This is a genomic window from Pseudomonas sp. B21-009, from assembly GCF_024749345.1.
In the GTDB taxonomy this organism is placed as follows: Bacteria; Pseudomonadota; Gammaproteobacteria; order Pseudomonadales; family Pseudomonadaceae; genus Aquipseudomonas.
The window spans coordinates 3,118,061-3,142,617 of the sequence record NZ_CP087199.1 but is presented as its reverse complement, the minus strand read 5'-3'; the positions used below and the strand labels follow the sequence as shown (position 1 = coordinate 3,142,617).

General features: G+C 63.1%; 18 protein-coding genes. 10 read left to right on the top strand and 8 right to left on the bottom strand.

The window, feature by feature from the left end; all coding sequences use genetic code 11:
• Positions 1-29: 29 nt before the first annotated feature.
• The 6 genes from LOY34_RS14405 to LOY34_RS14380 form a co-directional block, all read right to left on the bottom strand.
• Positions 30-818, bottom strand: a complete 789-nt coding sequence (locus tag LOY34_RS14405; protein WP_195884265.1) for an amino acid ABC transporter ATP-binding protein — start codon at positions 816-818, stop codon at positions 30-32.
• A gap of 18 nt (positions 819-836) precedes the next feature.
• Positions 837-2,078 (bottom strand): FAD-binding oxidoreductase, encoded by a 1,242-nt coding sequence (locus LOY34_RS14400; protein ID WP_195884264.1) that lies wholly within the window; start codon positions 2,076-2,078, stop codon positions 837-839.
• Between the two features lie 25 nt (positions 2,079-2,103).
• Complete coding sequence (locus LOY34_RS14395; RefSeq protein WP_045198238.1) at positions 2,104-2,814, bottom strand: ABC transporter permease; 711 nt, start codon at positions 2,812-2,814, stop codon at positions 2,104-2,106.
• Entirely contained in the window at positions 2,811-3,530 is a 720-nt protein-coding gene (locus LOY34_RS14390) for an ABC transporter permease (RefSeq protein ID WP_195884263.1), read from the bottom strand. Before LOY34_RS14390 ends, LOY34_RS14395 begins: the two co-directional genes overlap by 4 nt.
• A 143-nt stretch (positions 3,531-3,673) precedes the next feature.
• Positions 3,674-4,432 (bottom strand): transporter substrate-binding domain-containing protein, encoded by a 759-nt coding sequence (locus LOY34_RS14385; RefSeq protein ID WP_045198241.1) that lies wholly within the window; start codon positions 4,430-4,432, stop codon positions 3,674-3,676.
• A 34-nt stretch (positions 4,433-4,466) separates the two neighbouring features.
• The gene (locus LOY34_RS14380) at positions 4,467-5,336 is read right to left on the bottom strand and encodes a MurR/RpiR family transcriptional regulator (RefSeq protein WP_045198460.1); all 870 of its coding nucleotides are present in this window, start codon (positions 5,334-5,336) and stop codon (positions 4,467-4,469) included.
• Positions 5,337-5,486: 150 nt separating this feature from the next.
• On the opposite strand from LOY34_RS14380, the gene LOY34_RS14375 reads away from it, so the two are divergent.
• The 8 genes from LOY34_RS14375 to LOY34_RS14340 all read left to right on the top strand — a co-directional run bounded on the left by LOY34_RS14375 (position 5,487) and on the right by LOY34_RS14340 (position 19,312).
• Positions 5,487-6,512 carry an Ldh family oxidoreductase gene (locus LOY34_RS14375; protein ID WP_195884262.1) on the top strand — a complete coding sequence of 342 codons (1,026 nt, stop codon included), beginning with the start codon at positions 5,487-5,489 and terminating at the stop codon, positions 6,510-6,512.
• Between the two features lie 131 nt (positions 6,513-6,643).
• The gene (locus LOY34_RS14370; protein ID WP_195884261.1) at positions 6,644-7,840 is read left to right on the top strand and encodes an amino acid aminotransferase; all 1,197 of its coding nucleotides are present in this window, start codon (positions 6,644-6,646) and stop codon (positions 7,838-7,840) included.
• A 217-nt stretch (positions 7,841-8,057) separates the two neighbouring features.
• Complete coding sequence (locus tag LOY34_RS14365; RefSeq protein ID WP_195884260.1) at positions 8,058-9,335, top strand: serine/threonine transporter; 1,278 nt, start codon at positions 8,058-8,060, stop codon at positions 9,333-9,335.
• A gap of 159 nt (positions 9,336-9,494) precedes the next feature.
• Positions 9,495-9,995, top strand: coding sequence for a thiol peroxidase (tpx, locus tag LOY34_RS14360; protein WP_195884259.1), 501 nt, complete (start codon positions 9,495-9,497; stop codon positions 9,993-9,995).
• Positions 9,996-10,229: 234 nt separating this feature from the next.
• The gene (locus tag LOY34_RS14355; RefSeq protein WP_195884258.1) at positions 10,230-11,513 is read left to right on the top strand and encodes an MdtA/MuxA family multidrug efflux RND transporter periplasmic adaptor subunit; all 1,284 of its coding nucleotides are present in this window, start codon (positions 10,230-10,232) and stop codon (positions 11,511-11,513) included.
• Positions 11,510-14,605 carry an MdtB/MuxB family multidrug efflux RND transporter permease subunit gene (locus LOY34_RS14350; RefSeq protein WP_195884257.1) on the top strand — a complete coding sequence of 1,032 codons (3,096 nt, stop codon included), beginning with the start codon at positions 11,510-11,512 and terminating at the stop codon, positions 14,603-14,605. The genes LOY34_RS14355 and LOY34_RS14350 overlap by 4 nt, the downstream gene beginning before the upstream one ends.
• A 118-nt stretch (positions 14,606-14,723) precedes the next feature.
• Positions 14,724-17,831 carry an efflux RND transporter permease subunit gene (locus LOY34_RS14345; RefSeq protein ID WP_195884256.1) on the top strand — a complete coding sequence of 1,036 codons (3,108 nt, stop codon included), beginning with the start codon at positions 14,724-14,726 and terminating at the stop codon, positions 17,829-17,831.
• A complete protein-coding gene (locus tag LOY34_RS14340) occupies positions 17,828-19,312 on the top strand; it encodes an efflux transporter outer membrane subunit (RefSeq protein WP_093382187.1) in 1,485 nt (494 codons plus the stop codon). The genes LOY34_RS14345 and LOY34_RS14340 overlap by 4 nt, the downstream gene beginning before the upstream one ends.
• A 91-nt stretch (positions 19,313-19,403) precedes the next feature.
• On the opposite strand, the gene LOY34_RS14335 is transcribed toward LOY34_RS14340, so the two are convergent.
• Positions 19,404-20,540, bottom strand: a complete 1,137-nt coding sequence (locus tag LOY34_RS14335; protein ID WP_195884255.1) for a hypothetical protein — start codon at positions 20,538-20,540, stop codon at positions 19,404-19,406.
• Between the two features lie 452 nt (positions 20,541-20,992).
• Between LOY34_RS14335 and LOY34_RS14330 the strand changes: the two genes are divergently transcribed.
• Positions 20,993-21,928 carry a hypothetical protein gene (locus tag LOY34_RS14330; protein ID WP_195884254.1) on the top strand — a complete coding sequence of 312 codons (936 nt, stop codon included), beginning with the start codon at positions 20,993-20,995 and terminating at the stop codon, positions 21,926-21,928.
• Positions 21,929-22,135: 207 nt separating this feature from the next.
• Entirely contained in the window at positions 22,136-24,220 is a 2,085-nt protein-coding gene (locus LOY34_RS14325) for a bifunctional diguanylate cyclase/phosphodiesterase (protein WP_093382198.1), read from the top strand.
• Here LOY34_RS14325 and LOY34_RS14320 read toward each other — a convergent pair whose 3' ends face one another.
• Entirely contained in the window at positions 24,221-24,481 is a 261-nt protein-coding gene (locus LOY34_RS14320; protein ID WP_045198261.1) for a DUF1652 domain-containing protein, read from the bottom strand. It abuts the gene before it with no gap.
• Positions 24,482-24,557 lie beyond the last annotated feature (76 nt).

The window sequence follows — 24,557 nt, the reverse complement described above, 5'->3', positions numbered from 1 at the left end:
GATGCAAGGCGAAGCCTTGCCCAAAGGCCTCAGTGCAGTATCTGCGCCAGAAAGCCCTTGGCCCGCGCACTCTGCGGGTTATTGAAGAACGTCTCGGGCGCTGCGTCTTCAATGATCTGCCCGCCATCGAGAAACAGCACCCGCTCGGCCACCTGGCGGGCGAAGCCCATTTCATGGGTAACGCAGAGCATGGTCATGCCGGTATCGGCCAGTTTCACCAGCACATCCAGCACTTCGGCGACCATCTCCGGGTCCAGCGCCGAGGTCGGTTCGTCGAACAGCATGATCTTCGGCTTCATGCACAGCGCCCGGGCGATCGCCACCCGTTGTTGCTGGCCGCCAGACAACTGGCTGGGGTATTTGCCGGCCTGACTTTCGATTCCGACCTTGTTCAGGTAGAAGCGCGCGCGGTCTTCGGCCTCCTTGCGCGACAGGCCGCGCACGCTCATCGGCGCCAGGGTGCAGTTGTCGAGCACGCTCATGTGCGGGAACAGGTTGAAATGCTGGAACACCATGCCGATTTCGCTGCGCACCTCGGCGGCCTGGCGGGTGGTCAGGGCAAGATCGGTGTCGTTGACGCGGATGTTGCCCTGTTCGGCGATTTCCAGGCGGTTGATGCAGCGGATCAACGTCGATTTGCCCGAACCGGAAGGGCCGCACAAGACGATACGCTCGCCCTCACGCACCTGCAGGTTGATGTCGCGCAGCACATGGAAGGCGCCGTAGTGCTTGTTCAGGCCCTCGATGGTCACCACGACCTTGCGCGGGTCGGCGGCAAGGGCAGGGGTTGGGGTAGCAAGGCTCAGTGAAGCGGTCATGTTGTTATTCTCCCGCGATCAGTTGAAGCGGTCCGCGCGGTACGGCGCAGGGTCGGTAAAGGGTGTTTCGCCGGTGATCATTTGCGCCAGCAGGCGGCCGGTCACCGGGCCCAGGGTCAGGCCGTGGTGGGCATGGCCGAAGTTGAACCACAGGCCCTTGTGGCGCGCGGCCGGGCCGATCACCGGGCGCATGTCCGGCAGGCACGGGCGGCGGCCCAGCCAGGGTTCGGCATCGATCCGCTCGCCCAGCGGGAAGACCTTGCGCGCCAACGCTTCGCAGCGCTGCAACTGGATCTGGTTGGCGGCATCGCTGCTGGCGGCGAACTCGATGCCGGTGGTCAGGCGGATGCCCATGGCCATCGGCGCCAGCACGTAACCGCCCTGGGCATCGCAGATCGAATGCTTGAGCTCGGCGCCGTCACGGGCACGATAGTGCATGTGGTAGCCGCGCTTGATTTCCAGCGGAATGCGATAACCCAGCGGCTTGAACAGCTCGGCCGACTGCGGACCGAGGGCGACCACCACTTCCGGCGCGCTGATCGGCCCCTGGCGGCTGTCGACCTGCCAGTCGCTGCCGATCTGGCGCAGGGTGCGGGCATCGCCGTGGATGAACTGGCCGCCACGCTGGACGAACAGCGCCGCATAGCCGCGGGTCAGGCCGCCGGGGTTGCTGACGGTCTTGGGGTCGAGCCAGTGAATACCGCCGACCACCTTGTCGCTGAGGTCCACTTCGCGCGCGTGCAGTTGCTGGCGGTCGAGAATTTCGTACTTCAAGCCATAGGCTTTCAGGGCATGGGCGTCGGCCACGGCTTTGCGGTAGGCCTCTTCATTGCGGTACACCTCGATCCAGCCGCTGGCCTTGACCAGCTCGCCGAGGCCTGCGGCATCGATCAGCGCGTCGTGTTCCTCGACACAGCGCTGCACCAGCGGCAGCATGGCCTGGGTGGCCACGGCAAGGCCGGCGGGCGAGGAGTTCTGCCAATACTTGAACAGCCATGGGGCGATCCTGGGCAGGTGGGTGAAGCTGTAGCGCACGTCGGGTTGGCGGTTCAGGCCGTAACGCAACAGGCTCGACAGCTCGTGGGGGAAGGCATAGGGGATGACGCTGGAGCGCTCGATCAGCCCGGCGTTGCCATGGCTGGTGCCGCTGCCCGGCTCTTCACGGTCGATCAGGATCACCTTGCGCCCGCGTGCCTGCAGGTGCAGGGCCGTGGACACGCCGACGATGCCGGCGCCCAGAACGATGGTTTGACAATGCATTGGAGCGGTCCTCACAAACAGGCGATCAGCGCAGGTGGCGGCCCAGGCGGGCTTCGATGTGTTTCAGGCTGCGCCGCACGATCTCGACGATCAGCAGGTAGAGCACGGCAGCCCACAGGTAGATCTGGAAGTCGAAACTGCGCGAGAACGCAAGCTTGGTCACGCCCATCAGGTCGTAGATGGTCACCAGCGAGGCAATCGCGCTGGCCTTGATCATCAGGATCAGTTCGTTGCCCAGCGGGCCGATGGCAACGATCAATGACTGCGGCAGGATCACTTTGAAGAAGGTGGTCGAGCGCTTCAGGCTCAGGGCCTTGGCGGCTTCGTACTGGCCGGGGGCGACTGCCAGCAGGCTGCCCCGGAAAATCTCCGCCTGGTAGGCGGCGGTGTTGAGGGTGAAGGCCAGCACCGTGCAGTACCAGGCATCGCGGAAGAACCACCACAGGCCAACCTCTTGCCAGAAGCCCTTGAGCGACCCCAGGCCGTAGTACAGCAAGAACAGCTGGGCCAGCAGCGGCGAGCCACGGAAGAAGTAGATGTAGCCGGCGCTCAGGCGTTGCAGCACCAGCTTGTCCGACAGCCGGGCCAGGGCCAGGAGCATGCCGAGCAGGGCGCCGAGGGTAAACGACAGTGCCACCAGCTTGCCGGTGACCAGCAGGCCGTCGATAAAACGCGGGCCGTAGCGTTCCAGCAGGTCGGGGTCGAGTACCAGCGCCAGCAGTTGTTCGAAGCTCATGTCCGTGCCCCCCGCAAATGGCGGCTGAAATACTGTTCGATGAAGCTGAACACCCGTCCCGACAGCGCCGAGAACAACAGGTAGCCCAGGCAGGCGACGCCGTAGAAGAACATCGGCTCCTTGGTCACGCTGACCGCGAGGTTGGTCTGGCGCATCAGGTCGACCAGGGAGATGGTCGATACCAGCGAGGTGTCCTTGAGCAGCGACAACCAGTTGTTCGACAGGCCCGGCAGGGCGATGCGTACCAGTTGCGGGAAGACCACCTTGCGAAAGGTCGTGGCCTTGCTCAGGCCCAGCGCCGCCGAGGCTTCGTACTGGCCCTTGGCGACGGTCTTGAACGCAGCCAGCCAGATCTCGCTGGAGAACGCGGCGAACACCAGGCTGAAGGCGATCATCGCCGCCAGGAAGGTGTTGATCAGCACTTCGCCTTCATAGCCCATGGCCAGGAGGATTTTCTGCGCGGCAATCTGGCAGCCGTAGTAGATGATCAGCAGCGTGAGCAGTTCCGGCAGGCCGCGGAACACAGTAGAGAACACCGTCGCCGCAGCACGCGGGAAGCGCTTGGAGGAGCGGGCGGCGAGGGCCACGCCCAGGCCTAGCGGCAGGCCGATGGGCAGGCAGGCCAGGGCCAGGGAAATGGTCACCAGGGCGCCGGCCAGCAAAGCCTGGCCCCAGCCGCCGCTGGCGAAGGAAAGCAGTGACAGTTGTTCGAGCATGCTCAAACCCTCTCGCAAGACAGACACACAGCCCCGTGGGAGCCGGCCTTGCCGGCGATGGCATCGACACGCAGTCAGTCAGTGCGCGGCGTCTGCATCGCTGGCAAGGCCAGCTCCCACAGGTCCCTCACAGGACGTGAGATTTACTGATAGATATCGAAGTCGAAGTAGCGACTGGCGATCTTCTGGTAGGTGCCGTTGGCGACGATTTCGTCCAGGGCCTTGTTCAGGCGTTCGCGCAGCGCTTGGTCTTCCTTGCGCACGGCAATCGAGGCGTCGGCTTTGGTGCCGTTGACGTCGCCAAGGATCTTGCAGCAGTCCTTGCCGGCCTTGCCCAGCCATTCGGTCAGCGGGAACTTGTCGGCAATCACCCCGTCCAGGCGCCCGGCGGCGAGGTCGGCGTTGGCTTCATCAAGGGTCGGGTAGAGTTTGACGTCGGCACCGGCCTTGCCATAGACGTCTTCGGCGTAGATGGCCTGGGTCGAGGAGGATTGCGCGCCGACCGTGTAGCCTTTGAAGGTGGTCTGTGCGTCGGTGATGTCGCTGTCCTTGGCCACGGCCACCGACAACGGGGTCTTGTAGTAGTGGTTGGTGAAGGCGATCTTCTTGCGCCGCTCTTCGGTATCGATCATCGACGCCACCACGGCGTCGTACTTCTTGGCCATCAGGGCCGGGATGATGCCTTCCCAGTCCTGGGCCACCAGGGTGCATTCGACCTTCATCTGTTCGCACAGGGCGTGGCTGATGTCGACGTCGAAGCCATGCAGTTTGTTATCCGAATCAACGTAGTTGAACGGTGGGTAAGCGCCTTCGGTAGCGATCTTCAGGGTTTCGGCCTGAGCCAGGGTCGAGCCGGCGAGCAGCAGGGCGCAAGCCCCTGCGAAGCGGATAACAGGTTTCATGACACACCTCGATCTGTTGTTGTTTGCACTCTTGCTATTGTTTGCTCGTTGACGTGTAGCCAACGAATTCGTTGTGTAGAGCTGCAGTTGCTTCCAAGCGTTTTTCAACATCCGGTCCTAGCTTCTTGCAGACCTCGTTGACCATCAGGTGTACCCACGACAGCATCGTCGCGGTGGACTCCCAGAACAGATTGAATTCGGTGGGGATGCGAAACACCTCACTGGCGTTGGCATCGGCCCAGTCACAAAAAGTGTCGGTCACCAGGGTGACGGCAATGCCCGCGGCATGCGCCTTGCGGCACAGGTTCAGGGCATGGCGGGAATAGCGGCGGGCCTCGAACACCACCAGGGCGCAGTCGGCCGGGTCACTGAGCAGCACTTCGCCAAAATGCCCGGCACTGCCATCGACCACCTGCACGCCGTCGCGCAGGTATTGCAGCAGGTGCGCCATGCACTGGGCGATGCCGCGCTCGGTCTGAAAACCGGCGATAAACACCTTGCGCCGCTGCGCCAGCCGCTGGCTGACGGTGTTCCAGGCCGGGGTGCGGCTGTATTCGTAAACCCGCACCAGGGCGCCGACTTCCTGCTCCAGGCTGCGCGCCAGGCCGGCGGCATCCTGGCCATGGCGTTGGCGAAATTCTTGCAGGCGATCACCGACCAGCCACGGGCCTTCGCCGAGGTCGTCCTTAAGATCGTGCTTGAGGGCCTTGAGGTGCTCGTAACCCAGCGAGCGGCAGAAACGCCCGACACTCGACTCGCTGACGCCGATTTTCGCCGCCAGGCTTGCGGAGGTTTCGAACGGCAGGTCGGTGAGGTGGGCGAGCATGTAGCTGGCGATCTTGCGCCCCGACGCCGCTGCGTTGTGCAGGCTGTGTTCCAGGCGCTGTTTGATCGGTTGGCTCACAGGGCGATACTCGAAGGCGGTGGTCCGTGGAAACAGAAAATGAATGTTTTCTGTCATCAAGTCAACATTTGACAGTTTGCTGTCACTGGAGGAAAGTCTGGCCATTGCCCATCGCTGTCGCCCATTCCAAATCCAATAAGGGAGCTTCAGATGTCCGCACGTCCCGACACTGCTGTCGCGCAGATCGCCTTTGCCGACCTGCAGGCCTTGTTGCAGCGTATTTTCGTCCGCCATGGTTGCAGCGCAGCGGTCGCCCAGGCCCTGGCCTTCAACTGCGCCAGCGCCCAGCGCGATGGCGCTCACAGCCACGGTGTGTTCCGTATTCCCGGTTATGTCTCGACCCTGGAAAGTGGTTGGGTCGATGGCCAGGCCGTACCCGCTGTCGAAGACCTCGCCAGCGGTTATGTGCGCGTCGATGCCAAGGGCGGCTTTGCCCAGCCGGCGCTGGCCGCGGCTCGCGAGCTATTGGTGGCCAAGGCCCGCAGCGCCGGCATCGCCGTGCTGGCGATCCATAATTCGCACCATTTCGCCGCCCTCTGGCCGGATGTCGAACCTTTTGCCGATGAAGGCCTGGTGGCCCTGAGCGTGGTCAACAGCATGACCTGCGTGGTGCCCCATGGCGCCCGGCAACCGCTGTTTGGCACCAACCCGATTGCCTTTGCCGCGCCGTGCGCCGGCAGCGACCCGATCGTCTTCGACATGGCCACCAGCGCCATGGCCCATGGCGACGTGCAGATCGCCGCGCGCAAGGGTGAACGGCTGCCCGAAGGCATGGGCGTCGACAATAAAGGCGAACCGACCTGCGACCCGCAGGCGATTCTCGATGGCGGCGCGCTGCTGCCGTTTGGCGGGCACAAGGGCTCGGCGCTGTCGATGATGGTCGAACTGCTGGCGGCGGCGTTGACCGGCGGCAACTTCTCGTTCGAGTTCGACTGGTCGCAACACCCAGGCGCGAAAACGCCCTGGACCGGGCAGTTGATCATCGTCATCGACCCGGCCCGCTCAGTGGGTAACCGCTTTGCTGAACGCAGCCGCGAGCTGGTGCGGCAGATGCAGGCGGTGGGCCTGCAGCGCATGCCGGGTGAGCGGCGTTTTCGCGAGCGCGAGCAGTCGGCGAAGGAGGGCGTGACCCTGACCGTGGCGGAGCTTGAGCAGCTACAGGGCCTGGCGGGGTAGGGCAGCCAGCCGATTACCGTGCATACATGCATAAATCAGTTGCACCAAGGGTAATGTTCCTCGGCCGCCAGTACAGGTATCCTCGACACAGCTTTTAGTCCGAACTGTCCTGACCCAAGGAGCTGTGCGCTGTGTTCAAACATGTCGATGCCTATGCCGGCGATCCGATTCTCTCCCTGATGGAGACCTTCAAGGCCGATCCGCGCGGCGCCAAGGTCAACCTGAGCATCGGCCTGTATTATGATGCCGCAGGCGTGGTGCCACAGCTGGCCGCGGTGCGCGAAGCCGAGCAGCGCTTTGCCGCCCAGCCTCACGAAGCCTCGATGTACCTGCCGATGGAAGGCCTGAACAGCTACCGCCAGGCGATCCAGGCGCTGTTGTTCGGTGCCGGCCACCCGGCGGTCGAGGCCGGTCGTGTGGCCACCGTACAGACCGTCGGCGGCTCCGGCGCGCTGAAAGTCGGTGCCGACTTCCTCAAGCGCTACTTCCCCGAGTCGCAGGTGTGGGTCAGTGATCCGACCTGGGACAACCACCGGGCGATCTTTGAAGGCGCAGGTTTCAAGGTCAACACCTACCCGTACTTCGACCCGGCCAGCCGCGGCGTCGACTTCGACGGCATGCTTGGCAGCCTCAGCGGCCTGCCGGCCAACAGCATCGTCCTGCTCCACCCGTGCTGCCACAACCCCACCGGCGTCGACCTGAGCCAGGCGCAGTGGCAGCAAGTGATCGAAGTGCTCAAGGCGCGCAACCTGATCCCGTTCCTCGACATCGCCTACCAGGGCTTTGGCGAAGGCCTGGACGCAGACGCCTACGCCATCCGTGAAGTGGCCCGCGCCGGTGTGCCGTGCCTGGTGAGCAACTCGTTCTCGAAGATCTTCTCGCTGTATGGCGAGCGGGTTGGCGGCCTGTCGGTGGTCTGTGACGACAGCGATACTGCACAAAGCGTGCTCGGCCAGCTCAAGGCCACCGTGCGCCGCAACTACTCCAGCCCGCCAAGCTTTGGTGCCCAGTTGGTGGCCGCGGTGCTCGGTGATGCTGAGCTCAATGCCCAGTGGGAGGCGGAAGTGGAGAGGATGCGCCTGCGTATCCTCGACATGCGCCAGGCCCTGGTCGATACCTTGGGTGACTTGCTGCCGGGCCAGGACTTCCAGTTCTTCCTGCGCCAGCGCGGCATGTTCAGCTACACCGGCTTCAGCGTCGAGCAGGTGCGTCGCCTGCGTGACGAGTTCGGTGTGTACCTGATCGACAGCGGCCGGGTGTGCATGGCCGGCCTGCGTCCGGACAACCTGCAGCAGGTGGCCAAGGCGTTCGCTGCAGTTCAAAGGTAACTGGCACTTCTAGCTTCAAGCTGCGAGTGGGTACAACCTTTCTTGCAGCTTGAAGCTGATGGCTTGCAGCTTCGGTGCAACCACTCCTCGGCCAGGGCTTTGCAAGTGCAACCAATCGGCGCACAATCGCGCCCCTCTTTGTATGGTCAAGAGGGGCGAAGCGTCTGTTTAGCCACTCCTGGCCCTGTTGCAGTCTTGCGAGTGGAGTTGCACCCGGATGAATGAGCAGGCCCCAAGCGTTGAACAACGCTTCGAATCGACCCCCGCCGCCCTCGGCAGCTGGGCCCGTCAGGACACTACCTGGATGCTGGGCCTGTTTGGCACGGCGATCGGCGCCGGGACCCTGTTCCTGCCGATCAACGCCGGCCTCGGCGGCTTCTGGCCGCTGCTGATCCTGGCGCTGCTGGCGTTCCCGATGACCTTCTACGCCCACCGCGGCCTGACCCGCTTCGTGCTCTCCGGGCGCGACGGCGCCGACATCACCGACGTGGTCGAAGAGCATTTCGGCCTGAGTGCCGGTGCCCTGATCACCTTGCTGTACTTTTTCGCCATCTTCCCGATCCTGCTGATCTACAGCGTGGCCCTGACCAACACCGTCGGCAGCTTCATGGAGCACCAGCTGCACATCGAGCCGCCACCGCGCGCGCTGCTGTCGTTCGTGCTGATCCTCGGCCTGCTGGCCATCGTGCGCTGCGGCGAGCAGGCCACGGTCAAGGTCATGAGCTGGCTGGTCTATCCGTTCATCGTCGCTCTGGCGTTCCTGGCGGTGTTCCTGATTCCGCACTGGAGCGGCGGCATCCTCAGCACCGCCACTGAAATGCCTTCGGGCTCGGCGTTCCTGCATACCCTGTGGCTGGCGATTCCGGTGATGGTCTTCTCGTTCAACCATTCGCCGATCATCTCGGCCTTTGCCGTTGACCAGAAGCGCCGTTATGGCGTGCATGCCGATGAACGCAGCGGGCAGATCCTGTGCCGCGCGCACCTGCTGATGGTGGCCATGGTGATGTTCTTCGTCTTCAGTTGCGTACTGACCCTGACCCCGGCGCAACTGGCCGAAGCCAAGGCGCAGAACCTGTCGATCCTGTCGTACCTGGCCAACCATTTCAGCAACCCGACCATCGCCTTCGCCGCGCCGCTGATTGCCTTCATCGCCATCGCCAAGTCGTTCCTGGGCCACTACATCGGTGCCAGCGAAGGCCTCAAAGGCCTGGTGCTGAAGACCGGCAAGCGCCCGGGCGCCAAGGCCCTGGACCGCATGACCGCAGCCTTCATGCTGATCATCTGCTGGATCGTCGCCACCCTCAACCCGAGCATCCTCGGCATGATCGAGACCCTCGGCGGCCCGGTGATCGCCGCGATCCTGTTCCTGATGCCGATGTACGCCATCCGCAAGGTGCCGGCGATGAGCAAGTACCGCGGGCAGATGTCCAACGTCTTCGTCGTCGCCGTGGGCCTGGTGGCCATCTCGGCACTGGTGTACTCGCTGCTGAGCTGAAATGCCTGATTCGGGAGCCGGCAATCGGCTCCCGGACAACTAAAGATTGTCCACAAAAGTTGTCTGGCAATTCAACAATTTAACATTCGCCCATAGGTAGACGGGCACTTTCATGGTTAACTCTGGTCCTTTAATCACCCCCGCATAAGGACTTCGTTCATGGCTCAAGTGACTCTTAAAGGCAACCCGGTTCAGGTCAAAGGCGAACTGCCGAAAGTCGGCGCCCAGGCACCTGCGTTTTCCCTGGTTGGTGCAGGCCTTGCCGACGTGACCCTGGCTTCCCTGGCCGGCAAGCGCAAAGTGCTGAACATCTTTCCAAGCGTCGACACCCCGACCTGCGCCACTTCGGTTCGCAAGTTCAACGCCCAGGCCAACGAGCTGAACAACACCGTCGTCCTGTGCATCTCCGCCGACCTGCCGTTCGCGCAAGCGCGCTTCTGCGGTGCTGAAGGCCTGGAGAACGTGCAGAACCTGTCGCTGCTGCGCGGCCGTGAGTTCTTCGGCAACTACGGTGTTGAAATCGCCGACGGCCCGCTGGCCGGCCTGACTGCCCGCGCCGTTGTTGTGCTGGACGAGAACGACAAGGTGCTGCACAGCGAGCTGGTTGGCGAAATCGCCGAAGAGCCGAATTATGAGGCTGCCCTGGCTGTTCTGAAGTAACAGTGACAGCCGATCGCGGGGCAAGCCCGCTCCTACACCATCCCTGTAGGAGCGGGCTTGCCCCGCGAAGAATTGCGAAGAGATGTAACGGCCTGGCCCTCGTCCAGGCCGTTTTTATTTATAGTTCATTACGTTAGCTACGTAAGCTCAAGGTAAAGTGCCGGTAAAGGCGCTTTGCTTATCTGTCTGCAGTGCTTATCGTTCAGCCTCCTGAAAAGAATTCTTTCCCGCACAATGGTCGATCAACCGATGCTTTCTCGTTCCCGTTCCTCCCGTCGCTGGCTTGTCGGCCTGCTGATCCTGCTGCTGGTCGCCGGCCTGTGCTGGTGGCTGTGGCCGTCGCCGGCGGCGCACAAGGCAGGTGCCGCGCCGGGCGGCAAGGGCGGGCGGCCGGGTTTTGGCGCGTTCGGCGGGCCGGTACCGGTACGGGTCGAGCCGGCCACGGTTGGCGACTTCCCGGTATACCTCAAGGCCCTGGGCACGGTGACCGCGACCAACACGGTGAATGTGCGCAGCCGGGTCGGCGGCGAACTGGTCAAGGTCAACTTCCAGGAAGGCCAGAAGGTCAAGGCCGGCGACCTGCTGGCCGAGATCGACCCGCGCAGCTACCAGATCGCCCTGCAACAGGCCGAAGGCACCCTGGCGCAGAACCAGGCGCAACTGAAAAACGCCCAGATCGACCTGCAGCGTTATAAAGGCCTGTTCGCCGAAGACAGCATCGCCAAGCAGACCCTCGATACCCAGGAGGCACTGGTCGGCCAGTACCAAGGCACGATCAAGACCAACCAGGCGGCGGTAGGCGACGCCAAGCTCAACCTCGACTTCACCCGCATCCGCGCGCCGATCAGCGGCCGTCTCGGCCTGCGCCAGCTGGACGTCGGCAACCTGGTGGCGGCCAACGACACCACCGCGCTGGTGGTCATCACCCAGACCCAGCCAATCACCGTGGCCTTCACCTTGCCGGAAACAGAGCTGAACACGGTGCTGGCGCGCTATCGCAGCGGCGCGCAGTTGCCGGTCGAGGCCTGGGACCGCAGCGACAGCAAGCAACAGGCGGCCGGCGTGCTGCGCAGCCTCGACAACCAGATCGACACCACCACCGGCACCCTGAAGTTCAAGGCCTTCTTCGAAAACCAGGACGAAGCGCTGTTCCCCAATCAGTTCGTCAACGTGCGCCTGCTCGCCGATACCCTCAAGGGTGTGGTGATGGCGCCGTCGGCGGCGATCCAGTTCGGCACCGACGGCTCGTTCGTCTATGTCATGGAAGGCGACAACAAGGTACGCATCCGCAAGCTCACGCTGGGCGCCAGCGATGGTGATCTCACCGTGGTCAACGAAGGCCTGGCCAAGGGCGAGCGGGTGGTGCTTGAAGGCACCGACCGCTTGCGTGATGGCAGCGAGGTCGAGGTGGTCAACGACAGCGCCGAAGTGCCGGTCACCCCTGGCCAGCACCTGCAGGGCCAGGACAAGAAAGAAGCCTCCGCCGCTGACGGCGCACAGGGCAAGGCCGGCGCATGAACCTCTCGCGGCTGTTCATCCTGCGCCCGGTGGCGACCACCCTGAGCATGCTGGCCATCGTCCTGGCCGGCCTGATCGCCTACAAGATGCTGCCGGTGGCGGCGCTGCCCCAGGTCGATTACCCGACCATCCGGGTGATGACCCTGTACCCCGGCGCCAGCCCCCAAGTGATGACCAGCGCGGTCACTGCGCCGCTTGAGCGCCAGTTCGGGCAGATGCCCGGGCTGACCCAGATGGCCTCGACCAGCTCCGGTGGCGCCTCGGTGCTGACCCTGCGCTTCAGCCTGGACATGAACATGGACGTTGCCGAGCAACAGGTGCAGGCGGCGATCAACGCAGCCAGCAACCTGCTGCCCAGCGACCTGCCGGCGCCACCGGTGTACAACAAGGTCAACCCGGCCGACACGCCGGTGCTGACCCTGGCGATTTCGTCGAAAACCATGCCGCTGCCCAAGCTCAACGACCTGGTCGACACCCGCGTGGCGCAAAAAATCGCCCAGATCGGCGGCGTCGGCATGGTCAGCATCGCCGGCGGCCAACGCCAGGCGGTGCGGATCAAGGTCAACCCCGACGCCCTGGCCTCGGCCGGGCTCAACCTGGCCGACGTGCGCACCCTGATCGGCGCCTCCAACGTCAACCAGCCCAAAGGCAACTTCGATGGCCCGACGCGGGTGTCGATGCTCGACGCCAACGACCAGCTGCGTTCGCCCGAGGAATACGCCAACCTGATTCTCGCCTACAACAACGGCGCGCCGCTGCGCCTCAAGGATGTCGCCGAGATCGTCGACGGCGCCGAAAACGAGCGCCTGGCGGCCTGGGCCAACCAGAACCAGGCGGTGCTGCTAAACATCCAGCGCCAGCCCGGGGCCAACGTCATCGAGGTGGTCGACCGGATCAAGGCGATGCTGCCGTCGATCACCGACAACCTGCCGGCGGGCCTGGATGTTAGCGTGCTCACCGACCGCACCCAGACCATCCGCGCCTCGGTCAAGGACGTGCAGCACGAGCTGCTGATCGCCATCGCCCTGGTGGTCATGGTCACCTTCATCTTTTTGCGCCGCTTCAGCGCCACCATCATCCCCTCGGTGGCTGTGCCGCTGTCGCTGATCGGCACCTTTGCGGTCATGCACCTGGCCGGGTTCTCGATCAACAACCTGACCCTGATGGCCCTGACCATCGCCACCGGCTTTGTGGTCGACGATGCCATCGTCATGCTGGAGAACATCTCGCGGCATATCGAAGAGGGCGAAACGCCGATGCAGGCGGCGCTCAAAGGCGCGCGGCAGATCGGCTTCACCCTGGTTTCGCTGACCTTCTCGCTGATTGCGGTACTGATCCCGCTGCTGTTCATGGCCGATGTGGTCGGCCGGCTGTTTCGCGAATTCGCCATCACCCTGGCGGTGGCCATTCTGATCTCGCTGGTGGTGTCGCTGACCCTGACGCCGATGATGTGCGCGCGCTTGCTCAAGCGCGAACCGAAGGAGGAAGAGCAGGGGCGTTTCTACCGTGCCAGCGGCGCCTGGATCGACTGGATGATCGACTACTACGGCCGTGGCCTGCAGTGGGTGCTCCGCCACCAGCCGCTGACCCTGCTGGTGGCCGTGGCGACCCTGGGCCTGACCGTGCTGTTGTACCTGGTGGTGCCCAAGGGCTTCTTCCCGGTGCAGGACACCGGGGTGATCCAGGGTATTTCCGAGGCGCCGCAGTCGGTGTCGTTCAGCGCCATGAGCCAGCGCCAGCAGCAGCTCAGCGCGGTGATCCTCAAGGACCCGGCGGTGCAGAGCCTGTCGTCGTACATCGGCGTCGATGGCGACAACGCCACGCTTAACAGTGGTCGCCTGCTGATCAACCTCAAGCCCCATGGCGAGCGTGACCTCACCGCAGCCCAGGTGATTGCCCGCCTGCAACCGGAGGTCGACAAGCTGGTCGGCATCCGCCTGTTCATGCAGCCGGTGCAGGATTTGAGCATCGAAGACCGGGTCAGCCGCACTCAGTACCAGTTCAGCCTGTCCTCGCCGGATGCCGAGCTGCTGGCGCAGTGGAGCGCCAAGCTGGTCGATGCCCTGCAGCAACGCCCGGAACTCACCGATGTCGCCAGCGACCTGCAGGACAAGGGCCTGCAGGTATTCCTGGTGATCGACCGCGACGCCGCCAGCCGCCTGGGCATCAACGTCGCCGACATCACCAACGCCCTCTACGATGCCTTCGGCCAGCGGCAGATCTCGACCATCTACACCCAGGCCAGCCAGTACCGCGTGGTGCTGCAGGCCGAGGCAGCGTCGAGCATCGGCCCGCAGGTGCTCGAGCAGATTCACGTCAAGGCTGCCGACGGCGGCCAGGTGCGGCTGTCGAGCCTGGCGCGCATCGAGCAGCGCCAGGCGCAACTGGCGATTGCCCATATCGGCCAGTTCCCGGCGGTGATGATGTCGTTCAACCTTGGCGACGGCGTGGCCCTCGGCGAGGCGGTCAAGGTCATCGAGCAGGTGCAGCAGGACATCGGCATGCCGGTGGGCGTGCAAACCCGCTTCCAGGGCGCGGCCGAAGCCTTCCAGGCCTCGCTGTCGAGCACCTTGCTGCTGATCCTGGCGGCGGTGGTGACCATGTATATCGTGCTTGGCGTGCTCTACGAGAGCTACATCCACCCGGTGACCATCCTCTCGACCCTGCCGTCGGCGGCGGTGGGCGCCTTGCTGGCGTTGATCCTCTCCGGTAACGACCTGGGCATGATCGCCATCATCGGCATCATTTTGCTCATCGGTATCGTCAAGAAGAACGCGATCATGATGATCGACTTCGCCCTGGAGGCCGAGCGCAACCAGGGCATGGCCCCGGAAGCGGCCATCTACCAGGCCGCGCTGCTGCGCTTCCGGCCGATCCTGATGACCACGTTGGCGGCACTGTTCGGCGCCATCCCGCTGATGCTCGCCAGCGGCTCCGGCGCCGAACTGCGCCAGCCCCTGGGCCTGGTGATGGTTGGCGGGCTGCTGGTCAGCCAGGTGCTGACGCTGTTCACTACGCCTGTCATCTATTTGTACTTTGATCGGTTGTCGAGGCGCCATCGCTCCCGTGGCTTGACCGGAGACTTGGTATGATCGGCGCCAGCTCCAAGCCGCAAGCTGCAAGCTGCAAGCGGTCCGGTGTTCGATCTGTGCATCGAAGGTCACCTCAAGTTGCTTGCAGCTTGCAGCTTGCAGCTTGGAGCTACCGCCCATGAACCTCTCAGCTCCGTTCATCGCCCGCCCAGTGGCGACCATGCTGCTGAGCCTGGCGATCATGCTGCTTGGCGGTGTCAGCTTCGGCCTGTTGCCGGTGGCGCCGCTGCCGCAGATCGAGTTCCCGGTGATCGTGGTCCAGGCCAACCTGCCGGGCGCCAGCCCCGAAGTCATGGCCTCGACCGTGGCCACGCCGCTGGAGCGCTCGATGGGCGCGATCTCCGGGGTGACCACCCTTACCAGCAGCTCGAGCCAGGGCTCGACGCGGGTGATCCTCGGTTTCGACCAGGGCCGCGACATCGACGCCGCCGCGCGCGAGGTGCAGGCGGCGATCAATGCCTCGCGCAACTTGCTGCCCAGCGGCATGCGCAGCATGCCCACCTACAAGAAATACAACCCGTCCCAGGCGCCGATCATGGTCCTGGCGCTGACCTCAAGCGTGCTGCAGAAGGGCCAGTTGTACGACCTGGCCTCGACCATCCTGTCCCAGAGCCTGTCGCAGGTGCCGGGGGTCGGCGAAGTGCAGATCGGCGGCAGTTCGCTGCCGGCGGTGCGGGTCGAGCTCGAGCCGCACTTGCTCAACCAGTACGGCGTGTCCCTGGACGACGTGCGCCAGACCATCGCCAACGCCAACCAGCGCCGGCCCAAGGGCTTTGTCGAAGACAGCCAGCGCAACTGGCAGGTGCAGGCCAACGACCAGCTGGAGAAAGCCAAGGACTACGAGCCGCTGGTGATTCGCTACCAGGATGGCGCGGTGCTGCGCCTGAGCCATGTGGCCAGGGTCAGCGACGCGGTGGAGAACCGCTACAACAGTGGTTTCTTCAATGACCAGGACGCGGTGCTGCTGGTGATCAACCGCCAGACCGGCGCCAACATCATCGAGACCGTGAACAAGATCAAGGAGCAGTTGCCGGCCCTGGAGTCGCTGATGCCGGCCAGCGTCAAGCTGGACGTGGCCATGGACCGCTCGCCGGTGATCAAGGCGACCCTCAAGGAAGCCGAGCACACCCTGATCATCGCCGTGGTGCTGGTGGTGCTGGTGGTGTTCCTGTTTCTCGGCAACCTGCGCGCCTCGCTGATCCCGACCCTGGCGGTGCCGGTGTCGCTGGTCGGCACCTTCGCGGCCATGTACCTGTGCGGCTTTTCTCTGAACAACCTGTCGCTGATGGCGCTGATTCTTGCCACCGGCCTGGTGGTGGATGACGCCATCGTGGTGCTGGAGAACATCTCCCGGCATATCGACGAAGGCGTACCGCCGATGCGCGCGGCGTACATGGGTTCCAAGGAGGTGGGCTTCACCTTGCTGTCGATGAACCTGTCGCTGGTGGTGGTGTTCGTCTCGATCCTGTTCATGGGCGGCATCGTCGGCTCGCTGTTTCGCGAGTTCTCGATCACCCTGGCAGTGGCGATCCTGGTCTCCCTGCTGGTGTCGCTGACGCTGACGCCGATGCTCTGCGCGCGATGGCTCAAGCCCCACGCCGAGGGGCAACAGACCCGCCTGCAACGCTGGAGCGAGCAGCTCAACCAGCGCATGATGGCCGGCTACGGGCGCAGCCTTGACTGGGTCATGCGCCACCGGCGCCTGACCCTGTTGAGCCTGCTGGTGACCATCGCGGTCAACATCGCCCTGTACGTGGTGGTGCCCAAGACCTTTTTGCCGCAGCAGGACACCGGCCAGCTGATGGGCTTTGTCCGCGGCGACGACGGTCTGTCGTTCCAGGTCATGCAGCCGAAGATGGAGATCTTCCGCCGCGCCTTGCTGGCCGACCCGGCAGTGGAAAGCGTTGCCGGCTTCATCGGCGGCAACAGCGGCACCAACAACGCCATGGTACTGGTGCGCCTCAAACCGATCAGCGAGCGCAAGGTCTCGGCGCAGATGATCATCGAGCGCCTGCGCAAAGAGATGCCCAAGGTGCCCGGCGGGCGGCTGTTCCTGATGGCCGACCAGGACTTGCAGTTCGGCGGCGGTCGCGACCAGAGCAGCTCGCAGTTCCTCTACACCCTGCAAAGCAGTGAGCTCTCGGCCCTGCGCGAGTGGTACCCGAAGGTGGTCGCGGCGTTCAAGAGCCTGCCGGAGCTGACCGCCATCGACGCCCGCGAAGGCGGCGGTACCCAGCAGATCACCCTGGTGGTCGACCGCGAACAGGCCAAGCGCCTGGGCATCGACATGAGCATGGTCACCTCGGTGCTTAACAACGCCTACAGTCAGCGGCAGATCTCGACCATCTACGACAGCCTCAACCAGTACCAGGTGGTGATGGAGATCAACCCCAAATATGCCCAGGACCCGCGCACCCTCGAGCAGGTCCAGGTGATCACCGCCGACGGCGCGCGGGTACCGCTGTCCACCTTCGCCCATTACGAGAACAGCCTGGCCGACGACCGCGTCAGCCACGAAGGCCAGTTTGCCTCCGAGAGCATCAACTTCGACATTGCCGAAGGCTACAGCCAGGACCAGGCCCTGGCCGCGGTGGAGCGGGCAGTGGCCAAGGTCGGCTTGCCCGAGGACGTGATCGCCAAGCTCGGCGGTACCGGCGATGCCTTCGCCGAAAGCCAGAAGGGCCAGCCGTTCATGATCCTCGGCGCCTTGCTGGCGGTGTACCTGGTGCTGGGCATTCTTTACGAAAGCTACATTCACCCGCTGACCATCCTCTCGACCCTGCCATCGGCCGGGGTAGGGGCCTTGCTGACCTTGTATGTGGTCGGCAGCGAGTTCAGCCTGATCTCCCTGCTGGGCCTGTTCCTGCTGATTGGCGTGGTGAAGAAGAACGCGATCATGATGATCGACCTGGCCCTGCAGCTGGAGCGCCACGAGCACCTGAGCCCGGAGGAGTCGATCCGCCGTGCCTGCCTGCTGCGCCTGCGGCCGATCCTGATGACCACCCTGGCGGCCATCCTCGGCGCCTTGCCGCTGCTGCTCAGCCACGCCGAAGGCGCCGAGATGCGCCAGCCGCTGGGCCTGACCATCATCGGCGGGCTGGTCTTCAGCCAGATCCTCACGCTTTACACCACCCCGGTGGTCTACCTCTATCTGGACCGCCTGCGCCATCGCTTCAACCGCTGGCGCGGCGTGCGTACCGACGCTGCTTTGGAAACCCCGCTATGACCCGACGTCCGCTTCTTTCCGACCGTTCGCTGCAGCCGTTGCTGGCTGCCCGCGGCTCGCGCCTGCTGGCCTCGGCCCTGTGCCTGGGGATGCTCAGCGCCTGTACCCTGAGCCCGGACTACCACCGGCCCGAAACCCCGGCGCCGGTGGCCTTCAAGCACGCCGAAGGCTGGACCCAGGCCAACCCCTCGGACGCCATCGCCCGCGGCGCCTGGTGGGAGCTGTACGGCGACGCCCAGCTCAACGGCCTGGTCGAGCAACTCAACGCCGGCAACCAGACCGTCGCCCAGTACGAAGCCCAGTACCGCCAGGCCCAGGCCCTGGTGCGAAGCGCCCGCGGCGCCCTGTTCCCAAGCCTCGACCTGTCGGCCGGCAAGACCCGCTCAAGCCAGGGCACCGGCAGCTCGAGTTCGAGCCTGAGCAACAACAGCAGCGGCATCCGCAACACCTACAACACCCAGCTGGGGGTGAGCTGGGAGGCCGACCTGTGGGGCAAACTGCGTGACGGCCTGGCCGCCAACCAGGCCAGCGCCGAGGCCAGCCTCGCCGACATGGCGGCGATCCGCCTGAGCCTGCAGTCGGAACTGGTGCAGAACTACCTGCAACTGCGGGTGATCGACGAGCAGAAGCGCTTGCTCGAGGCCACCGTCGAGGCCTATGAGCGTTCGCTGAAAATGACCGAGAACCAGTACCGTGCCGGGGTCTCGGGCAAGGACGCCGTGGCCCAGGCGCAGACCCAGCTGAAAAGCACCCAGGCCGACCTGATCGACCTGGTGTGGCAGCGGGCGCAGCTGGAAAACGCCATTGCCGTGCTGCTCGGCAAGGCCCCGGCCGAGTTCGCCCTGGCCGACAGCAAGGACATCCCGGCCCTGCCGCAAGTGCCGCTGGCCTTGCCTTCGCAACTGCTGGAGCGCCGCCCGGACATCGCCAAGGCCGAGCGTAACGTGATGTCGGCCAACGCCAGCATCGGCGTGGCCCGCGCCGCCTACTTCCCGGACCTGACCCTGAGCATGAGCGGCGGCTACAGCAGTAGCAGCTTCAGCGACTGGATCAGCCTGCCGAACCGCTTCTGGTCGGTCGGCCCGCAACTGGCCATGACCCTGTTCGACGCCGGCCAGCGCGCGGCAGAAGTCGACCGCAGCGAAGCGGTCTACGACCAGACCGTGGCCCAGTACCGGCAGACCGTGCTCGACGGCTTCAAGGAAGTGGAAAACTACCTGGTACAGCTCAAGGTCTATGAAGACGAAGCGCGGGTGCGCAGCGAAGCCCTGGCCTCGGCCCGCGAATCCCTGCGCCTGACCAACAACCAGTACAAGGCCGGGCTGATCGCCTACCTGGACGTGGTCAACGTGCAGACCACCGCCCTGAGCAACGAGCGCAGCGTGCTCAACCTGCTACAGGGGCGGCTGGTGGCGAGCGTGCAGTTGATCGCGGCGCTGGGTGGGGGCTGGGAGGCGCAGGCGGCGTTTGCCGAGCAGTAAAGCGCGAGCACTCAGCCAGAAGGCTTCAGCTGAAATACTGCTGGGGGCCTGAGCTGCCCTGCAATTACGCTTGGCTCGCAACAAAACTCGCTCAATGGTTCATCCGGTATCCGCCGCCGGGTGTACCTTCGTGCAGCGCCGCCTGAATGCGTTCGTAAAGCGCATTGGCCTCTTCGGTTGCGATAGATCGTGAGCTGTCCCGTAGCACTACGCTGAGTAATACGTTTTCTTGCCCCGGCAACAGGCCGAGACGATCGATTGCCTGAGTTGGCAAGTCGCTTGCCGCCCAGCGTCCTTTTATTTGCATTTCTTCGATCCAGTTTGCCCTGTCCGCAGCAGCCACCAGCATTTTTTCAGTGAGCTCTTCTTCACTTTGGCCGGGCGATACGGCAAGGGAAATATCACGCGTGATGGAAGGCAGGCGGGAGACGGGGCTCCAGGGAAGAAGGTCGTGCATCTGCGCTTGCACGCGGGGATGCTCGTCTCTGAGCAGTCGTATATCGGGAATCCCTTTACGCAGCATGGTCAGGCGATCCAGGCCCATGCCCAGTGCCAGTCCGCCATGTTGATTCGGGTCGATACCCAGGCGTTGAAGAAGCGATGTGGCGATGCATCCGCATTCAAGCACTTCTACCGGATTTTCTTCTGCAAGAAGGTTCACCTCGATTCCGCCTTCGGTGTAGTGATGCGGACTGTCGCTGTAAATCCAGGCCATGTCCGGCACCGCAATGTGAAGGATATCGCGGACCAGTCGCAGGAGTTCGGTTCGGGATGACAGGGCAGGGTCGCCGAGGACCCAAATGTCCATCTGATGGGGTTCTGCGCAATGCCAGCGATCGCGCGTGTCGCGCCGGAAGGTAATGCCGGGCGCAGCAATCATGATGAGTTCTTCAGGGCCCCGGCATCTCGCTGCGGCCTGCAGCGCTGCGGGAATCTGGCTGGTGGTCTGAGTTCGCAACAAGGTCAATTCATCTACCCAGCGAGTGTGCGCACTACCAAGCGTTATTTCGTCAGGGCTGTATCCCAGCAAGCCGTAGTTTTCCTCTGCGGTCACGACTCTGGGCCCGGTAACAAGTTGAGCCTCTGGCCATCCTTTGTGGCGCAGGCCTGAAATTATTTCCTGCTGCAGCAAATGAATTGCGTGAGAAGGCGATGACTTTTCCGATAGGTCTTTAAGTTCTAAAGAATATTTTAGTTTTTCTGTCGGAATTGTACGGTTTGTAGGCATGCGCTGTAGTTCCTGGGCTAAGGATGGCGTGATGTTTAACTGTTTTTCATGGGGAGATCAAAAAACGTACTCTTGGTTTTTTTCTTCGGCAAGTGGTTCTCAGAGAAAAGGAAGGTTCTTTCGGTGTTCGGCTACATGTGGCGCTATGTATTAAACGGCTGACTAAACATCTGCAGAAAGGCGTAGTTGAAATTAATCTAAGGAAGTTGATGAAAATAATTGCATCGGCTTTATTGAAGGCCTAAGAATAGATCGCTCCTCATTTGGAGGGGTGCCATCGAAACTTACTGAAGGAGAATGCGATGAAAGCTACAACGTCCACGTTAAAGCGCATGGCGCCGGGTCCTGACAATTTCGGCTGGGCACCACTTGCCTGGGCTCATGTTGAAGACTAAACCGTGAGTCATGGTAGAGAGGCGCGCCTCTCTACCATGAAACAAAGGAGGTGACAGATGTCTGCTGATCTATCCGGGTTTGACTGGGTTCGCAATGGCGAGGCAGTCATCGTTACCGACTCGTCTGAGCTTCAATCAATTTTGCAACGGCGAGGGGTCGCCACACAGAGCCTGCTGGAACTGGCCGAGTTGCCGCCAAGAAGCCTGGTGCTCTCGTTTTCGAAAGAGGCATCCAGGCATACCTTTGAAATTGCCACACACGGGGTCGGCAGGAAGTGCATTTTTTGTGCGTTGCATGTTTTTGAGGCGTCTGTGCAGCATGCGGAATATGCGATCAAAGCAATCGTTGGAAGTGATTTCAGTTCTTCGTTGGCTCAACAAGAAAAGCTCTTGGCCAAGCTCGACGATGCAAATGTCATTGTTGTTTCAGGCGGCTTTAACACAGGGCAAGCATTGATCCATTCAGACGCTGTGCCTTACGCCATGATAAGGGATGATGCAGAAGGGGACTACATTCATTCTGTCGCTGAGTTTTTTGAGGTTCACTACGCTCATATGCAAGCGGAAGCGCCTTGCCCATTTAGTTTTACTGGGCAGTTGCAAGTGGCAGGAATGCTGAGTGTCATAAGGAATGAGGGCTGGGCGCTACGCTCCGAATTCAAGGGTGAACTTGAAGGTCTTGCTCGCTCGGTGGCTGAATGTGGTGCGATTCTGAAGATTGTAGATAATACTGTTGTATCTTTTTTAGTGGCGGGGGAAGAGTGTTCTGATTTATTGGCAGTTGCCGCAGGCAAAAGAGGTCTACAACTTACCGAGTTTGCTATCGGTGTGAATCAAACGATTGCTCGTTTTATCGACTATAAGCTCAACTCTCAGCTCAATGAAGGTGTCGAGGGCATTCATGTTGCCATTGGCGACGGAGCGTCTGGGTACCACATTGACCTGTTGGTTCCTGAGGTCGAGTTAGCGTTTTCCAGCAAATGTCAGCATTAAGGGCGAGACGGGCGCTGCGCAACCGTCTTTGGCCTTGAGTCACCCGCGTTAGTGAGGGAAATCCAAAGGTTATCCGCTGTCTTTTACTGGCTGGGTCTGGTTTTCCAACCCACCGAAAACTCCGTGCGTTTCGCCAAAGGTTGAGTACAATCATCGGCTTTTATCCGGGCCTCGCCAGTGCCCGGTCTACGGGTTGTGGAAGGCCTCATGCTGATCGGTAGTTACTCTTCGTCGCTGGTATTGATTTCGCTGTGTGTGGCCATCCTTGCTTCGTATACCGCCCTCGACCTCGCCGGCCGGATCAACACCGCCAAAGGCCGTGCGGTGTACCTGTGGATCGGTGGCGGGGCGCTGGCCATGGGCATCGGGATCTGGTCGATGCACTTTATCGGCATGCTCGCCCTGAACCTGCCGATCGAGCTCGGTTATGACATTACCCTGACCCTGCTGTCGCTGCTGATCGCCGGGCTGTCGTCGGGTTTCGCCCTGTGGCTGGTCAGCCAGCCGACCTTGCCGTGGCTGCAACTGGGCGCTGGCGCGTTGATCATGGGCACCGGCATCAGCAGCATGCACTACACCGGCATGGCCGCGCTGCGCATGACCCCGGGCATCGACTACGACCCCGCGCTGTTCAGCGCCTCGTTGCTGATCGCTGTCGGCGCTTCAGCAGCGGCGTTGTGGATCGCCTTCCGCCTGCGCCAGCAAACCCTGTACGTACGCCACTTGCGTGGCGGCGCGGCGATCATCATGGGCGTGGCGATCGTCGGCATGCATTACACCGGCATGGCCGCGGCGAACTTCCCCGAAGGCAGTTACTGCGGCGCACTGGGCGGCGGCCTGAGCGGCAACGGCCTGGATTACCTGGTGCTGATCACCACCCTGGCGGTGCTGGCCGCAGCCTTGCTGACCTCGGTGCTGGATGCGCGCCTGGAAGCGCGCACCGCCGAGCTTGCCCGCTCGCTGACCCTGGCCAACCAGGAACTGACCCAACTGGCCCTGCACGACACCCTCACCAGCCTGCCCAACCGTACGCTGCTGGCCGACCGTATCGACCAGGCGATCAGCAAGGTGGCCGAGCAGGGCGGTTGTTTTGCGCTGATGTTCATCGACCTGGACGGCTTCAAGCCGGTCAACGATGCCTTCGGTCACCACATGGGCGACCAGTTGCTCAAGGAAGTCGCCCTGCGCCTGCGCGGCCACCTGCACAGCCAGGACACCCTGGCGCGGATCGGCGGCGATGAGTTCGTGCTGCTGGTCGAGCTGCAGGAAGCCGACGACGCCGTGGGCGTGGCGGCCAAGCAGGTCAACCTGATCTCGCGCAGCTTCCGCGTTGCTGAACAGAACCTGCAGATCTCGGCGAGTATCGGCATCGTCCTCTACCCGGGCAATGGTATCGACCAGCACGAACTGCTGCGCAACGCCGATGCGGCCATGTACCACGCCAAGAGCGCCGGCAAGAACGGCTACAGCTTCTTCGACGTGTCGATGAACAGCAACGCCCGCCTGCAACTGCAACTGCTGCAGGATTTGCGCGTGGCCCTGGAGCAGGGCCAGTTCCGCCTGTACTACCAGCCCAAATTCGACGCCCTCGAGTGCCAGCCGATCGGCGCCGAGGCCTTGCTGCGCTGGGAACACCCGCAACATGGCCTGTTGCTGCCCGACCGGTTCATCATCCAGGCGGAGAAAACCGGCCTGATCATCCCCATCGGCGAGTGGGTGCTGGACGAGGCCTGCCGGCAGATGCGCATCTGGATCGACCGGGGCCACAGCAACTGGCGCATCGCCGTTAACCTGTCGGCCATCCAGTTCTGCCACACCGGGCTGGTCGAGAGCGTTGCCAGGGTGCTGGCGCGTCATCAGTTGCCGGCCAACAGCCTGACCCTGGAAATCACCGAAACCACCGCCATGCGCGATGCCGACGCCAGCATGCAGGTGCTGCAGCGGCTTTCGGACATGGGTGTGGACCTGTCTATCGATGACTTCGGTACCGGCTATTCGAGCCTGATGTACTTGAAGCGCCTGCCGGCCAACGAATTGAAGATTGACCGCGGCTTCGTGCGAGACCTGGAGCAGGACAGCGACGACGCTGCCATCGTTTCGGCCATCGTCGCGCTGGGCCAGGCCCTGGGCTTGCGGATTGTCGCCGAAGGGGTCGAGACCGACCGCCAGCAGAGCTTCCTGACCCGCCTGGGCTGTGACTCGTTGCAAGGTTATCTGCTCGGCCAGCCGCAGCCGGCCGAGCGCTTCATTGCCGATATCGAGCGCGGGCGCGAACCCCGGGTTGTCAGCTGATCAGCCGACCGCACGCAGGTTGCAGGACGGTTCGAAGGCGTCGAGTTCGGCCTCAACCGCTTCGATGATGCGCTCGACGTCCGCCGCGTGCATCAGCGTGGCGCAGGGAATGCCGGCAATCGCCAGCAGGGTTTCGCCGGTGGCCCGGTCGAACAGGCGCGCCACCATGCTGCGCGGGGCGTCCATGCTGGCCTCGAAGCCCAGCGGATGGAAATGCCAGCGCATCATCTGGCAGGCGTTGGGGAACGTCAGCTTGTTCATGCCGGCCTCCTTGTACGGTGAACCTCACGCAAGAATGGGCGGGTCGGTGCGACCCGGCGGGAAACCTAAACATAGC